We start from the raw sequence: 15,081 nt of genomic DNA, 5'->3' as shown, positions 1-15,081 counted from the left end.
ACCCACCCGTCACCCCCACCTCCCCACCGGCAACTGTGAGTCGACACACGCAGCCAACACGCGGTGTCGTACGTTCTCGCGCATGAGCACCGAGTCGACTGATCCCGTCGAGCCCCCCGCGCAGGTTCCCGCGGTGGAGGCGGAGTCCGACGAGTCGCCCAAGGGCAAGAACAACTGGCTGAAGTTCGTCATCGTCGGTGTGCTGGCGGTGGTGCTGGTCGGCGGTGGCGTGTTCGTGTTCACGCAGATGGGCGGCCTGAGCGTCGGCGACTGCGTGAGTGCGGCGCCGCGGGACGTGGACAAGCCGGACGGGGAGTGGAACGTAAGTTCGCAGGGGTGTGGTGAACAGGCGGCCACGCACAAGGTGGCGAAGATGCTCGCCAACCCGGAGGACGCTTGTCCGGACGAGGGCATCTACGAGCCGGTCAAGACCGGTGGGGACTCGATGTGCCTCATGCCGAACCTGGCTGAGGGCAACTGCTACACCTCCAGCGACGACGGGGCCTTCAAGAAGGAGGCCTGCACCGTCGAGTCGCCGGTGAAGATCGTCAAGAAGGTCGACGGGCTGCCGGAGGAGGGCACGGTGTGCCCGGAGGGGTCGAGTGAGCTGCGGTTCAGCGAGCCGGCCTCCGTCTACTGCATGGGTGTGCACGAGAACCCCTGATCCGGTGAACAGTTGACCGTCCGCGGCGGCCGATACCCAGGCCATGAAGAAGGTCGGCCTGGGTATCGGCGTTGTCTTCCTGGTCGTCGGTGGTGTGCTGGTGCTGGACCAGGTCCGGTCCGGCGGTGGCGTGCAGGTCGGTGACTGCGCCCGGATCTCCGGCACCCAGGACAACCCGACCTACCAGGCGCTCGGCTGTGACGAGGGCGCCGCGAACGTCAAGGTCGCGAAGGTCCTGGCGCGGAACGAGGACAGGTGCCCGACCGGCGGCATGGCGTACTCGGTGTACACGGGCAGCGTCTCCTACTGCCTGATGCCGAACTTCCGCGAGGGCGCCTGCTACGGGCAGGACCAGGAGGCGGGCATCGCCCTGGTCGCCTGCACCACGAAGGACTCGGTCAAGGTCGTCAAGGTGCTCACCGGCAAGACCGACCGCACCGCCTGCGGTGACGCGCGGCCCGCCGTGTTCCCGGAGCCCGCGACCACGTTCTGCCTCGAACGCGGGGACAAGCAGCAGTAACGTTTTCGTAAAGCGCGAGCGCTGTCCGCTTCCGCCTGGCAACCTCTGCCCCGGCCTTGTCGGGGGGCAGAGGCCACTCGGGTTTATCGGAAGCGAGATGACAAGAGCATGAGCACGGAATCGGTTGCGCCCGCACCTGCGCCGCAGCCCGAGGCGAAGAAGCCGAGCGTCCTCAAGAAGATCCTCGGCTACATCGTCGGCCTGATCGTCGCCGCCGGCGTGATCTACGCGTTCAACTACTTCACCAGCGATGAGGCGCAGGCGAAGGCGGGGGACTGCGCGCACATCACGGGCACGTCCAACAACCCGAACTACAAGGCGGTCGACTGCACGTCCGCCGAGGCGAACTACGTCGTCGGCCAGGCGTTCGGGTCGCTGTCGGAGACCTGCAAGGACAAGTACGTCGAGTACACCTACTCGCAGCGCCGCGGCCCCAAGACGAAGCTGTGCCTGGCGCCGGTGCTCGTCGAGGGCACCTGCTACGGCGAGGACGGCGACAACGTGAACCCCAAGGTCGTCGGGTGCACGGAGACCGCCACGTTCAAGGTGACCAAGGCCGTCAAGGACGCCGCCGCCCCGCAGTGCGCGGAGGGTGAGGAGGCCTTCACCTTCCCCGAGGCGAAGCTCAACTACTGCCTCGGCGCTCCCGCGTAACACCTGGTCACAGCACAGCGAAACCGGAGACGCGACCCACGCGGCTCCGGTTTCACTTTTCTTCGCGTGTCCCATCGGAGAGGAACCCAGTGTCGACCCCCAACTACCCGCAGCAGCCGGGGCCCTACGGCCCGCCTCCCGGTGGTGGCCAGCCCCAGCAGCCGTACGGCCAGCAGCCCTACGGTCAGCAACCCCCGCCCTACGGCCCGCCGCAGGGCCAGGGCCATCCCGGCGACCCGTACGCCCAGCCCAACCCGTACGGCCCGCCACCCGGCCAGTTCCCGCCCGGTCAGATGCCACCCGGTCAGATGCCACCCGGTCAGATGCCACCCGGTCAGATGCCACCCGGTCAGATGCCACCCGGCCAGTTCCCGCCGGGCATGCCTGGTCAGCCGATGCCGTACGCCCCTCCGCCCAAGTCCGGCGGGGCCGCGGGCAAGGTGATCGGCGCGATCTTCGTGGTGATCGTGCTGGTCGGCGGCTTCATGATCCTGCGCGGCGTCTTCGGCAGCAGCGAACCGTCGGCCAAACCGGGTGACTGCGCGAGCATGACCGGCACGACGGTCAACCCGACCTACAAGAAGGTCGACTGCGGCTCGCCGGAGGCGAACTACATCATCGCCAAGGCCTCGAAGGACACCTCTGACGCCTGCCCGAGCAAGGAGTACGCCTCCTACCACCAGTCCGGCCGGCGCAAGGAGTCGCTGAAGCTCTGCCTGGTGGAGAAGCTCGAAGAGGGCAAGTGCTACGAGGACCCGATGGCGGGCATCAGCCTGGCGGGCCCGAAGGTGATCGACTGCTCCAAGGGGCAGAACAAGTACTCGGTCCAGAAGTCCTACAAGGTCGACAAGGTGGTCCGGCAGGCGTCCGCCGACTGCGGTGACAGCACCGCCAACTCCTACGCGGAGCCGGCGCCGGGCATCACCTACTGCCTCAGCGCGCTCGAGGAGAAGTGACCGCACGGCGAAGGGCGGGCCACAGCGCGTGACCCGCCCTTCGCCGCACGGACGCTAGTTCGTCGTGCCCGGTGGCAGCAGCTGCTGCACGTCCAGACGACCGGACAGCACGTCCTCGGTGTCCATCATGTCCGCGACCCGCTGGAGCCGGATCGGGTTCAGCGACAGCGGGAACGTGCCCACCGACACGAGTGCCGCGGTCGGCGCGTCCACGTCGGCGTAGCTGGTCAGCGAGTCCTGCACGGCGAGCTTGTTGGCCTGCGCGCGCTGCTGGGCCTCGCGGAGCACGTCGCGGAAGGCCTTCAGGGTCTTCGGGTTCGCGTCGGCGAACTTCTTCGAAGAGGCGTAACCGGACATGGGGAAGTCCAGTGTCGGGCCGCGCGCGGTGTCGGTGAGGATCTTCGCACCGATGTTGCGCTGCGCCTTCGTGATGAACGGCTCGATCATGAACGCCGCGTCGACCGAGCCGGACTTCAGCGCGTTCTCCATCTCGCCGAACGGCATCGGGCGGAACTTGATCTTGTTCTTCTCGACCGCCGCGGTGTCGAGCACGGCCTTCGTGGTCAGCGAGCCGATGTCGGTGTCGCTGTTCACCGCGATGCTCGGCGCCGGCCGCTTGCCCGGGTCGTCGTAGTCCGACGTGGCGTTGGTGACCAGCGCCATCGAGTTCGGGCCCGCCTGGTAGGCCTCGCCCTGCAGCTGCAGCTCCTTGCCGCCGGCGACCGCGCGGAAGAAGCTGACGTGCGTCGCCCACGTGATGTCGAGCGTGGTGTCGAGCTGGTTGATGGCGTCGGACTCGTTGGTCTGCGAGACCAGGTTGACCTGCAGGCCGTGCTTCTCGAACAGCTTGTCGGTCAGTGCGATCCGCAACGGGGCCACATCCACCACCTGCGCGACGCCGATGCGCAGGATGGTGCGTTCCAGGTCCGCGTTGCCGCCGCCTGACGAACTTCCGAAGAGGCTGCAGCTCGCGGTCAGAACGCATGTCATGAGCACTGCGACAAGCCGCAGAGCGTTGGCTCGGGTAGCCATGGCACCTCTCGCCGGTGGGCCTTGAGTAGCATCAGATGATCAGTGAGTGTCGCCACAGACCAGGCCGTCCACACCCCCAACAGGGCGTTCGGACGGGCTTGAGGCATGCCGACAACCGGGGATGTTAACCACCTGAACGTATGAAACGACACCCCATCTCGATACGGTGAGTGCTTCTGGAGACTTCCCCCGAGTAGGGGCTGGCCATTACGCTCCCCGCCGGGTGGCACAGGTCGTAGTAGACCTACGTGTCTGTGGACGGGGTAGGGCGCCTAACCGGGTGAACGACCTCTGTGCTGCAATTCGGCCCGTTTGACGAGTCCATGCTCGGTCCTGGGGAGAGACCGGGACACTGCTGCTGGAAGAGGAAGCCCAGAGTGGCCCGACGTGAGAGAGGTCCCAGCCAGTTTGGCGTGGGTGACACCACACGCTCCGAAAGGCCCGAATCGGGTGACGGACTGGCTGCGCTGGGTGACGACCTGATGACCGCGACACCGAACCCGGTGAAGCAGGACACGGGGGCCGGACCCGGTTCAGGACCTGCCCGATCCGCGGGCTGGCGCCTGCGCAACTGGCGGCTGCGCACCAAGCTGCTCGCCGTTCTGCTCATCCCGACGATCTGTGCGCTCGCCCTGGGTGGTCTGCGAGTGCGCACGGATCTTCAGGCCGCGACGGAGTTCAACAACCTCGCGAACCAGATCCGCCTCGAGACGGCGGTCGCCGACCTGGTGCAGCAGCTCCAGCGCGAGCGCGACCTGTCGGTCAGCTTCGTCGCCTCGAACAAGAAGCTCGACCGGGTCGTGCTGGAGCGCCAGCTCCGCCGGGTCAACGACACCAGCCAGGCGTTCAGCAACAAGATCTCCGACCTCAGCTCCGACCTCAGCCCCGCGGCCGTCGAGCGCTTCAAGGTCGCGTCCAAGCAGCTGGACCGCCTCAACAGCCTCCGCGCCTCGGTGCGGGACACGCAGTACCCCGCGGAAGCCGTCCAGCGGACCTACTCGGAGTCCATCGAGACCCTGATCAACCTCGGTGAGCAGACGATCTCCGAGATCAACGACTCCGAGCTGGTGCGGCTGCACCTGACGACGAACGCCATCGCGCGCATCAAGGAGCAGGAGTCGCTCAAGCGGGCCATCCTGCTCGACGTGTTCCAGCGCAAGGCGTTCAGCCCGGCGCAGATCCGCTCGCTGCAGGCCGCCGACGCCGAGCTCGAAGCCGCCAGGAACGACTTCCGCAAGTCCGCGACGCCCGAACAGGCCAAGATCTACGACGACACCGTCACCGGCCTGATCGTCGACACCGCGAACGACATGCAGGAATCGGCCATCAACCAGCAGGCCGGCAGCAAGGACTTCAGCACGCTGACGTCCGAGAAGTGGGACATCGCCGCCACGCTGACGGTCAACCTGACCCGCGACGTCGAGAACCTGCTCCTCGAACAGCTGCAGAACCGCACCGACGAGCTCACGGGTGCCGCACGCACCCGTGCCTACATCGAGTCCGGTGTCGTGCTGGCGGTCCTCGCGCTCGCGCTGCTGATGGCGCTGTTCGTCGCGCGCTCGATCCTCAACCCGCTGCGCACGCTGCGCCGCACCGCGCTCGACGTCGCCGACCACGGCCTGCCGGACGCGGTCGAGCGGATCCTCGCGGACCCGAACCCGGAGAACGCGGCCCGCACGGCCGTCGAGCCGGTGCCGGTGCACACCCGTGAAGAGGTCGGCCAGGTGGCGCGCGCGTTCGACGCGGTGCACGGTGAAGCGGTGCGACTGGCCGCCCAGCAGGCCCTCCTGCGCGACAACGTCAACGCGATGTTCGTCAACCTGTCCCGCCGCTCGCAGGCGCTGGTCGAACGCCAGCTGAACCTGATCGACCGCCTGGAGCAGGACGAGCAGGACCCGGACCAGCTGGCCTCGCTGTTCGAGCTGGACCACCTCGCCACCCGCATGCGGCGCAACTCGGAGAACCTGCTGGTCCTCTCCGGCACCGACCTCTCGCGGCGGCTCACCCGCCCGGTCCCCGCGGCCGAGGTGCTCGGTGCGGCGGTCTCCGAGGTCGAGCAGTACGCCCGCGTGCAGGTCGGCCAGACCCCGGACCTCACCGTCCAGGGCCGCGCCGTCAACGACCTCGTGCACCTCGTCGCCGAGCTGCTGGACAACGCCACGGCGTTCTCCGACCCGGTCACCAAGGTCACCGTCCGCACGGCCAAGACCCGCAAGGGCGAGCTGGCGATCGAGATCCAGGACCGCGGCGTCGGCATGGGCGACCAGGAGATCATCGACGCCAACGAGCGCCTCGCGGACCCGCCGGACGTCGACGTCGCCGTCTCCCGCCGGATGGGCCTGTACGTGGTCGCGCGGCTCGCCAAGCGCCACGACATCAAGGTCCGCCTGCGCGGCAACGAGGACATCGAGGGCGGCACCACGGCCCTGGTGATCGTCCCGGAGACGCTCATCGCGTCGCCGGGAGCCGCGGTCTCGACGCCGCCGTCCGGCTCGGGCTCGCTGGCCTCCGCGTTCGGCATGCAGCCGCAGGCGGAGCTCACCACCGAGTTCGGCGGCACAGCGCACACCGCGCCCGCCGACTTCGGCCAGACCCCGTTGCCCGCGCCGACCACGGCCAGCAGGGCCAGCGGCATCGCGGGTGCGTTCGGCGGTGCCACCGGTGCCATGCCGAGGGTGGACGAGTCGAGCCCCTCGATCCCGGTCAGCTTCGTGCCCAGCCCGTTCACCGACACCGGTGCGGGTGCCACGGCGGTGCCGGTCTACCAGGACCCGCCCCCCGCCGAGGACCCCACGCCGTCGGAGCGCTGGCGGCGCGACCAGCTCGCGGCGGTGGAGCCGGAGGGCTCCTTCGGCGAGCCGACGCTCTTCACGGCCTACGAGGACCGCGACGAGGACGACAGCGCCATCTCGTTCGAGCCGGGCTACGAGACCACCCAGTTCGTGCCGATCCCGCCGACGGCGGAGGAGCCGGCGTCGAGCAACGGCGTCGCGCGCGCGGCTGTCGACAACGGCCACTCCGAGCCGCCGGCCGCGCACCGCAACGGCACGACCGAGCTCGGCCGCAGGGACCTCCAGCACGACCTGGACGCCCCGACCGAGCGCCTGCCGATCTACGAGGCGGTGCTCTCCCAGTGGTTCCAGGCCGTGGGCAGCGAGACGTCCGCGGGCAGCGCCCAGCCGGTTCCGCCGGCGGCGGACGAACCGGCCGCGCCCGCGAGCAGGGTGGAGTCGAAGCTCAACGGCTCCCGCGCCGGCGGTGTCGAGTACATCGACGAACCGCCGACGGCCCCGCCGCTCTCGGACGGTCCTGAGCCGGAGCTGCCGACCCGCAAGCCCAAGCCCGTTCCGGCGGTGGCGCCCACCACGTCGGCTGCCGGTCTGCCCGTGCGCAAGCCTCGCGCGAAGGTGCAGCCCGTCGCCGAGGAAGCCGTAGTCGCACCCGCCGAGCAGGAGCGAGTTGTGGAACCGGAGCCCGTTGTGGAGGAGACTCCAGCGGCGGCACCCACTTCCGAGTCGGCTTGGCAATCGCCTGCCGACGAGGGATGGCAGGCGGCTCAGGCGTTGTTGAACAAGACGCCGGAGTCGAAGACAGCGGCAGGATTGCCGAAACGGACACCGAAGGCTCAGCTCGTGCCAGGATCTGCGGCACCCAAACCGCAGGACGTGTCACAGACAGCGCAGCGCCCGCCGCTGCCGCCCCGTTCCGCCGATGCGGTGCGCGGGCGCATGTCGAGTCTGCAAAGTGGTGTCCGGCGAGGCCGGCACGCATTGATCGAGGCATACGCTGGTGACCAGTCGAGCCGGCAGAACGAGGAGCAGGAGTGACGACCGCAGCGCAGCCAGGCAGCTTTGGTTGGCTTATCACCGACTTCGTGCGGAGGGTGCCCGGAGTGGCACATTCCGTCGTGGTGTCCGCGGACGGGCTGTTGCTCGCGGGGTCCCAGGGCTTGCCCCGGGACCGTGCAGAGCAGCTCTCCGCCGTCGCGTCCGGGCTGGTCAGCCTCACACAGGGTGCTGCCCGCTGCTTCGAGGCAGGCGGGGTCAACCAGACCGTCGTCGAGATGGAGCGGGGTTACCTGTTCCTCATGTCCATCAGTGACGGCTCTTGCCTTGCCGTTCTGGCGGCACCCAACTGCGACATCGGCCTCGTGGCCTACGAGATGACGCTGTTGGTGGAGAGAGTCGGTCAACAACTCACCCCGGAGCTGCGCGCGCAGCTCCAGGGTGTGGTCCGCCGCTAGACCTCACTGGTAGCACAGGGGTGAGATGAGATGGCTCGGAGATCTGGCGCCGGTGGTCGCCGCTTGGGTAGGAACTTCAACTACCAGGAGTGGGCGGCTGGTGGCTTTCAGTTCGAGGAGCCGGACGCACCTCCCCCAGAACCAGAGGAAGCCGAGGACGCACCCCACGATGAGCGGGTTACAGGGCAAGGGCTAGGCGATATGTCTCAGCGTGAGGTGGATGACTCGTCGTCGTATCCGTACGACGACGTGCCGAACCGGTTCGACATCGACGGGTACGGCACCGGGTTGTTCGGTGGCCCCGGCGCGGACCTGTTCGGCCAGCACGAGATGCCGGAAGCGGTGCCCGAACAACTGCCGTACACCACCGGGCCGCAGCCGGTGTACAGCACCGGTGGACAACCGGCGTACAGCACCGGTGCACAGCCTGCTGTGCGGCCGGAGGACAATGCTTCTGCGGACTCGGGTTCACTGGTGCGGCCGTACACACGCACCGGTGGACGCACACGACCTGACTACGACCTTGCGATCGAGGCGCTGATCTCCACCAGCGAACGGGGCCTCGAACGCGATGCCGCGGTTCTTCCTGAGCACAGGTCGATCTGCGGGCTGTGTGTGGACACGCGGTCGGTGGCCGAGGTCGCGGCACTCCTACGCTTGCCTCTTGGCGTCGTGCGGGTGTTGATCGGCGACATGGCAAGCATGGGATTGGTTTTGATTCACCAGGGCGGTCTGGTCGTGGGGGACCGGCCTTCCATGGAATTCCTGGAGAGGGTGCTCAGTGGGCTTCGCAGGCTCTAGTCCCCAGGGCGCCGAGGGCGCACGGAAGCCGACTACCTCCGCCAAGATCGTCGTGGCGGGTGGCTTCGGTGTTGGCAAGACGACGTTCGTCGGCTCGGTGTCCGAGATCGTCCCGTTGACCACCGAGGCGGTGATGACCGAGGCCAGCGCGGGGGTGGACGACCTCTCCGCCACGCCGAACAAGGTCACCACGACGGTCGCGATGGACTTCGGCCGCGTGTCGCTCGACAGCGACCTGATCCTGTACCTCTTCGGTACACCGGGTCAGCACCGGTTCTGGTTCATGTGGGACGACCTGGTGCGGGGTGCCATCGGCGCCATCGTCCTGGTCGACACCCGCAGGCTCGCGGACGCGTTCGCGTCGATCGACTTCTTCGACGACCGGCAGCTGCCGTACGTCGTGGGCGTCAACTGCTTCGACGGCCTCCTGCACCACAGGCTGGAGGACGTGCGCGAGGCGTTGACGATCGACGAGTCGGTGCCGATCGTGACGTGCGACGCGCGGAACCGGCAGTCGACGAAGCAGACGCTCATCACGCTGGTGGAGCACGCGATGCGCCAGTGGATGTCCGTCCGCGCCGGCTGATCTCCGCCGCCGCACACCTGCTCGACGTCGAACGAGGCGGGCGCCACCTCCGGGTGCGGCGCTCGCCTCTTCGTCGTGTCCGGGGTCGTCGTGCCTGGGTCAGGCCTCGTCGACCAGTGCCGCGGACGTGATGCGGTGCAGCGGGAACCGCAGCACCTCCCCGTAGCTGTGGTCGTAGCCCTCCAGCACCCCGCCGCCCACGATGTGCGGCTCGATCACGCGCTGCGCCGCCGTGCCGTGCGAGTCGACGAACCCGACCAGCACGCTGCGGCGTGCCCGCGCGGCCTCCTGCAGCAACGACAGGGTGGCCGACGGGCCCGCGCCGAGGTGACCGGGGACGGAGACGCGTTCACCCCGCGGTGTCGCCGCGGCCCGGTCGCCGGCCCGCACCAGCCGGACGAACTCGCCCAGCCGTTCGTCGGCGGGCACGGCCGGTGCCGCGGGTTTGCGCGCGGAACGCTGCCTCGGCGTGGTGCGCCGGCCACCCGGCCGCAGGTCCAGCACCTGGCCGTCGGGACCCTCCGCGGCCGGGGCGAACCCGGCCGAGCGCAACCCGTCCAGCACCTCGGCCAGCGGCAACGGGCTCACCACGACCGTCGGCGCGATCCGGCGCAGCTCCAGCCTGGTCGCCTCCGGGTGCGCCAGCACCTCGCTGACCAGCACCGGGTCGTCGCAGCGCAGGAACGACCCGGCCGCGCCACCGCGCAGCCGCCCGTGCCGACGTGCCGCGTCGTCGATCAGGTAGGTCAGCGACTGCGGCACCGGTGTCCGCGACCGGAGCTTGAACAGCTCGTGCAGCTCGTCGGCCGTGCGGCCGGAGTCGAGCGCGCGGCGGACCGTGCCCTCGCTGATCCGGTAGACCGTGGCGCTGCCCGCCGACTCGACGTCCGCGACGAGCGCCATCTCGTCGGCCAGCTCGGGTTCGAGCCGGCCGGGCGCCACGACGGTGAGGTCGGCCTGGACCAGCACGTGGTCGAGCGGGTCGGGCAACGCGTCCGCGAGGGCCTTGGCCGCGTTCCCGGCACCGTCGTCGAGCAGCGCCCGGCCCGCGGTGGTGACGGCGCCGAGCGCGAGCACGCCGACGGCGGTGCCCTCCTCGACGGTCCAGCGCACCAGCTCGTCGCGCTGCCGCCCGCCACGGCGCGGCGCCCGCCAGGCGAGCAGCCCAGCCAGCTCCGCGGCACCGCCGATCGCCGTGCCCGCCGGCAGCGCGGCGATCGTGTCGAGGACCCAGCGGCGGTCACGCGGCGCCTGCGCGCGGCGGATCTCGTCGGCGAGCGGGTTGAACAGCCGGTCCTTCTCGTCGCGGCGGCCGATCAGCGCGGGCAGCCGGGGCAGCTCCAGCCAGGCGTGCGCGAGCGTGGCCCAGCGGACCTCGGCGGTCGCGGCGAGCCACACGTCGGCCTTGGTCGTCGGCACCCACTCCGGTTCGGCGGCCTCGGTGTTCGCGACCAGGTCGGCACCGACCACCAGCTCGATCAGCAGGGCGGCGCGCTGTTCGTCCACGCCCAGGTCCTTCGCGGCCTTGCGCAGCTCCCGCACGCCCAGCCCGCCCGTGCGCAGCACCGGCGGCGGCTCGGCCGACCAGCCCGCGATCAGCTTCTCGGCGTGCCGGACGAGCTCCAGCGCCTCACCGCCACCGGTCGCGTCGACGTTCTCCTGCCTGACCGCGCCGGTCCTCGGCTTGGGCTCGGCGACCTGGACCGGGCCCAACGGGCGGGTGCCGCGCAGCTGGAGCGCGATCTCGCGGGGCAGCTCCACCGTGCCGGGGTCGCGGCGCAGCAGCAGGCCGCGGGCGAGCAGCCGTTGCACCGGCGTCTCGGCCTTCTCCAGCGGCACGACCCGTGAGGCGTCCTTCGTGTCACCGATCGGCGGTCCGGCGGCGAGCTTCTGCAGCACCCGCTGCTCACCCTCGGTGATACCGCTCAGGTCGTAGGTCTGCCCGGTCGAGCGACCGAGCCCGGCGGGGTACGAGCCGAACGCCTCCCTGGTCACCGGGGGCACCGACATCGCCTCGTCGTCACCCCACAGCAGTGCCAGCGACCGCAGCCGGGTGAGCGCCTGCCGGAGCGGTTTCGGCTTCACGTCCGGCCCGAGCAGCGCCGCGAGTGTGGCCAACGCCACGGGCGTGCTGTCCGCACCCGCGACGACCAGGCCTTCGAGCACCGCCAGCGTGAACGTGTCGAGGTCCTCGCAGGCGCGCGCGATCGACGCCCTGGTGCCCACCCGTGTCGCGAGCACGGACATATCGGCTGGTGGGGGCGTTGCCAGGTCGGGACGGGCGCGCAGCAGAGCCACGAGCGCGGTGTCGTCCTGGGCGCGCAGCCAGTCGGCGAGAGTGATGCCGGACATTCTCACCACGGTATATGGGCCGCTGGTGAACTCGTCGTGCTCTGTCACACTTGTCGGGTCAGCAGGCACCACCGAGGAGGAGATCGTGGCGAAAGGACGCCCTGGACGGGTCGACCCGCACTGGCCGGAAGGTCCGGAAGGCGGTCACCCCGTCACCGAACTGACCAGTGACCTGCAGGGTGCGCTCTCGCCGTTCGGCACGGTGACGTTCCCGCTGCCGGTGGACCAGCTCCCGTACACCCACCCGGTGACCGAGATCAACCGGTCCTGAGTGGATTGTCAGGCCGGTCTTAAGACTGGCCGAGTCGCGTGCGTTCCGCATTGGGGCCGGGGATAGGCTCACTTCCCGCGTGAGCAGCAATTCGTGGGAGGAAGAACGATGCCGGTCCCCGGCCCTGGTTACTCGATCACCGTTCGTCTGGAGGCGCCGCCGTCAGCGAGCGCCGCGGGTGACCTGACTACGGCCGTCGGCCGCGCGGGCGGCGTGATCACGGCGTTCGACGTCGTGGAGTCGCACAACGACCGCGTCGTCATCGACCTCACCTGCAACGCCCTCTCGGCGAACCACGCCAAGGACATCACCGACACGCTGGAGACGCTGCCCGGCATCGTCGTCCGCAAGGTGTCGGACCGCACGTTCCTCGTGCACCTCGGCGGCAAGATCGAGATCGCGTCGAAGGTGCCGCTGCGCAACCGCGACGACCTCTCCCGCGCGTACACGCCGGGCGTGGCCCGCGTGTGCGAGGCGATCGCCAAGAACCCGGACGACGCGCGCCGCCTGACCATCAAGCGCAACACCGTCGCCGTGGTCACCGACGGCTCCGCCGTGCTGGGCCTGGGCAACCTCGGCCCCGCCGCCGCGCTGCCGGTGATGGAGGGCAAGGCGGCGCTGTTCAAGAAGTTCGCCGGCGTCGACGCCTGGCCGGTCTGCCTGGACACCCAGGACACCGAGGAGATCATCCGCGCGGTCGAGCTCATCGCTCCCGTGTACGGCGGCATCAACCTCGAAGACATCTCCGCGCCGCGCTGCTTCGAGATCGAGGCCCGCCTGCGCGAGAAGCTCGACATCCCGGTCTTCCACGACGACCAGCACGGCACCGCGATCGTGGTCGTGGCCGCCCTGCGCAACGCCCTGCGCGTCGTGAACAAGGACATCAAGGACTGCCGCATCACCGTCTGCGGTGTCGGCGCGGCCGGTTCCGCGATCATCCGCCTGCTGCAGGCCCAGGAGCCCGGCGACATCATCGCCGTGGACGTCGACGGCATCGTGCACCGCGACCGCCCCGGCCTGGACGCGAACCTGAAGTCCATCGCCGCCTCGACGAACAAGGACAACCAGTCCGGCCGCCTGCACGACGCGCTGGTCGGCTCGGACGTGTTCATCGGCGTCTCGGCCCCGAACCTCTTCGGCGCCGAGCAGGTCGCCACGATGGCCAAGGACGCCATCGTGTTCGCGCTGGCCAACCCGGACCCCGAGATCGACCCGATGGAGGCCCAGCAGCACGCCGCCGTCGTCGCGACCGGCCGCTCGGACTTCCCGAACCAGATCAACAACGTCCTGGCGTTCCCCGGCGTCTTCCGCGGCCTGCTGGACGCGCACGCCCGCACCATCACCGACGCGATGCTGCTGGCCGCAGCCCAGGCCATCGCGGACGTGGTGGACGGCGACCGCCTGAACGCCTCGTTCATCGTCCCGTCGGTCTTCGACAACACCGTCGCCCCGGCCGTGGCCGAGGCCGTGCGCAAGGCAGCCACCTCCTAGGCCTTCCGGCACGGGGCCGCGCACCGTGGGCAGGCATACGATCGCGGTATGACCAAGCAGTTCACCCACCTGGACTCACAAGGCGCGGCCCGCATGGTCGACGTGTCCGGCAAGGAGCAGACCACCCGCACGGCCGTCGCCACGGGCGTCCTGCAGACGACCGCCGAGGTGGTAGCACTGCTGGGCTCCGACGGCCTGCCCAAGGGCGACGCACTGGCCACGGCCCGCATCGCGGGCATCATGGCCGCGAAACGCACCTGGGAACTGGTCCCGCTCTGCCACCCGATCGCCCTGTCCGCGGTGGTGGTCGACCTGGCACTGGCCGACACCTCGGTCCTCATCACCGCCACGGTCCGCACCACCGACCGCACCGGTGTGGAGATGGAGGCCCTGACCGCCGTCTCCGTGGCCGGCTTGACGTTGCACGACATGGTGAAATCCGTGGACCCGGCCGCCACCCTGAACGCGGTGCGCGTGGAACGCAAGGAAGGCGGCAAGTCCGGCCTGTGGGAGCGCCCGTGAAAGCAGTGGTCATCACCGCCTCCAACCGCGCCGCCGCAGGCGTCTACGCGGACCGCAGCGGTCCCCTGATCACCACCTGGCTCACCGATCAAGGCTTCGAGGTCGGCCAGCCGGTGGTGGTCCCCGACGGCGATCCGGTCCAGGAAGCCCTCACCGCGGCCATCACCGCGGGCGCGGACCTGGTCATCACCACCGGCGGCACCGGCATCGCCCCGACCGACCGCACCCCGGAAGCCACGAGAGCCGTCCTGGACTACGAGATCCCGGGCCTGGCCGACGCCATCCGCATGTCAGGCTGGCCGGAGGTCCCCGGCTCGGTCCTCTCCAGGGGCGTGGCAGGCGTCGCCGCCCGCACCCTGGTCGTGAACCTGCCCGGCTCCACCGGCGGAGTCCGCGACGGCCTGAACGTCCTCGCCAAGGTCGTGACCCACGCCCTGGACCAACTCCGCGGAGGAGACCACAAGTGAGCGTCGTACTGCGCGCCGCCGTGACCGAGGCCCCCCTCTCGGTGGAGGAACACGCGGCCCTGGTCACCTCCGACCGAGCGGGGGCAGTCGTCACGTTCTCGGGCGTGGTCCGCGACCACGACGGCGGCCGCTCGGTCCTCGAACTCGAATACCACTCCCACCCCTCCGCACAGGACGTGGTGACGGAGGTGGTCGCCTCCCTGGCGAACCGCTACGACGGCGTCCACGGCATCGCGGTCTCCCACCGGGTGGGCCCGCTGAAGATCGGCGACGTCGCCCTCGCCTGCGCCGTGGCGGCAGAACACCGCAAAGAGGCCTTCTCGCTGTGCGCGGACCTCGTGGACGAGGTGAAGGCCCGCCTCCCGGTGTGGAAACGCCAGGTCTTCTCCGACAACACCGACGAGTGGGTCAACTGCCCCTAGCCGACCTGCTGCCCGGTTTTCGGGACTGACGTACCGGCACTGGCAAAATCTGCTCATTCCGGTCTTCCGCAACAGTGGGTAGCGTCGTGGTCACACAGCG

15 protein-coding genes are annotated in these 15,081 nt (G+C 69.7%); 13 read left to right on the top strand and 2 right to left on the bottom strand.

Annotation, left to right across the window (positions count from 1 at the left end; translation table 11 throughout):
- Positions 1-82: 82 nt before the first annotated feature.
- The 4 genes from ADL03_RS03255 to ADL03_RS46535 all read left to right on the top strand — a co-directional run bounded on the left by ADL03_RS03255 (position 83) and on the right by ADL03_RS46535 (position 2,794).
- Positions 83-664 (top strand): hypothetical protein, encoded by a 582-nt coding sequence (locus ADL03_RS03255; RefSeq protein WP_053731837.1) that lies wholly within the window; start codon positions 83-85, stop codon positions 662-664.
- 43 nt (positions 665-707) lie between these two features.
- Positions 708-1,184 carry a hypothetical protein gene (locus tag ADL03_RS03250; RefSeq protein WP_053731836.1) on the top strand — a complete coding sequence of 159 codons (477 nt, stop codon included), beginning with the start codon at positions 708-710 and terminating at the stop codon, positions 1,182-1,184.
- A 108-nt stretch (positions 1,185-1,292) separates the two neighbouring features.
- A complete protein-coding gene (locus ADL03_RS03245; RefSeq protein ID WP_053731835.1) occupies positions 1,293-1,838 on the top strand; it encodes a hypothetical protein in 546 nt (181 codons plus the stop codon).
- Positions 1,839-1,927: 89 nt separating this feature from the next.
- Entirely contained in the window at positions 1,928-2,794 is an 867-nt protein-coding gene (locus tag ADL03_RS46535; protein ID WP_157527882.1) for a hypothetical protein, read from the top strand.
- A gap of 54 nt (positions 2,795-2,848) precedes the next feature.
- Here the strand turns inward: ADL03_RS46535 and ADL03_RS03235 are convergent, their stop codons facing one another.
- Positions 2,849-3,784, bottom strand: coding sequence for an ABC transporter substrate-binding protein (locus ADL03_RS03235; protein ID WP_197288033.1), 936 nt, complete (start codon positions 3,782-3,784; stop codon positions 2,849-2,851).
- A gap of 524 nt (positions 3,785-4,308) precedes the next feature.
- On the opposite strand from ADL03_RS03235, the gene ADL03_RS03230 reads away from it, so the two are divergent.
- The 4 genes from ADL03_RS03230 to ADL03_RS03215 all read left to right on the top strand — a co-directional run bounded on the left by ADL03_RS03230 (position 4,309) and on the right by ADL03_RS03215 (position 9,456).
- Entirely contained in the window at positions 4,309-7,653 is a 3,345-nt protein-coding gene (locus ADL03_RS03230) for a nitrate- and nitrite sensing domain-containing protein (RefSeq protein ID WP_197288032.1), read from the top strand.
- Positions 7,650-8,069 (top strand): roadblock/LC7 domain-containing protein, encoded by a 420-nt coding sequence (locus tag ADL03_RS03225; RefSeq protein ID WP_030470879.1) that lies wholly within the window; start codon positions 7,650-7,652, stop codon positions 8,067-8,069. The genes ADL03_RS03230 and ADL03_RS03225 overlap by 4 nt, the downstream gene beginning before the upstream one ends.
- 63 nt (positions 8,070-8,132) lie before the next feature.
- Positions 8,133-8,870: a DUF742 domain-containing protein gene (locus ADL03_RS03220; RefSeq protein ID WP_231641400.1), complete on the top strand. Its 738-nt coding sequence runs from the start codon at positions 8,133-8,135 to the stop codon at positions 8,868-8,870.
- A complete protein-coding gene (locus tag ADL03_RS03215; protein WP_030470877.1) occupies positions 8,851-9,456 on the top strand; it encodes an ATP/GTP-binding protein in 606 nt (201 codons plus the stop codon). Before ADL03_RS03220 ends, ADL03_RS03215 begins: the two co-directional genes overlap by 20 nt.
- A 99-nt stretch (positions 9,457-9,555) precedes the next feature.
- Here ADL03_RS03215 and ADL03_RS03210 read toward each other — a convergent pair whose 3' ends face one another.
- Complete coding sequence (locus ADL03_RS03210; protein ID WP_053731830.1) at positions 9,556-11,808, bottom strand: helicase-associated domain-containing protein; 2,253 nt, start codon at positions 11,806-11,808, stop codon at positions 9,556-9,558.
- Positions 11,809-11,893: 85 nt separating this feature from the next.
- On the opposite strand from ADL03_RS03210, the gene ADL03_RS03205 reads away from it, so the two are divergent.
- The 5 genes from ADL03_RS03205 to ADL03_RS03185 all read left to right on the top strand — a co-directional run bounded on the left by ADL03_RS03205 (position 11,894) and on the right by ADL03_RS03185 (position 14,981).
- Positions 11,894-12,079 (top strand): hypothetical protein, encoded by a 186-nt coding sequence (locus ADL03_RS03205; RefSeq protein WP_053731829.1) that lies wholly within the window; start codon positions 11,894-11,896, stop codon positions 12,077-12,079.
- Between the two features lie 108 nt (positions 12,080-12,187).
- On the top strand, positions 12,188-13,570 hold the full coding sequence (locus tag ADL03_RS03200; protein WP_053731828.1) for an NAD-dependent malic enzyme: 1,383 nt from the start codon (positions 12,188-12,190) through the stop codon (positions 13,568-13,570).
- A gap of 48 nt (positions 13,571-13,618) precedes the next feature.
- Positions 13,619-14,092 carry a cyclic pyranopterin monophosphate synthase MoaC gene (gene moaC, locus ADL03_RS03195; RefSeq protein ID WP_053731827.1) on the top strand — a complete coding sequence of 158 codons (474 nt, stop codon included), beginning with the start codon at positions 13,619-13,621 and terminating at the stop codon, positions 14,090-14,092.
- Positions 14,089-14,559: a molybdenum cofactor biosynthesis protein B gene (locus ADL03_RS03190; RefSeq protein WP_231641395.1), complete on the top strand. Its 471-nt coding sequence runs from the start codon at positions 14,089-14,091 to the stop codon at positions 14,557-14,559. Before moaC ends, ADL03_RS03190 begins: the two co-directional genes overlap by 4 nt.
- The gene (locus ADL03_RS03185; protein ID WP_053731825.1) at positions 14,556-14,981 is read left to right on the top strand and encodes a molybdenum cofactor biosynthesis protein MoaE; all 426 of its coding nucleotides are present in this window, start codon (positions 14,556-14,558) and stop codon (positions 14,979-14,981) included. The genes ADL03_RS03190 and ADL03_RS03185 overlap by 4 nt, the downstream gene beginning before the upstream one ends.
- The last annotated feature ends 100 nt before the right edge of the window (positions 14,982-15,081 follow it).

This window comes from Nocardia sp. NRRL S-836 (genome assembly GCF_001279525.1).
Classification (GTDB): Bacteria; Actinomycetota; Actinomycetes; order Mycobacteriales; family Pseudonocardiaceae; genus Lentzea.
Note: the sequence above shows the minus strand (reverse complement) of the source record. Positions and strands in the feature narration are given on the sequence as shown.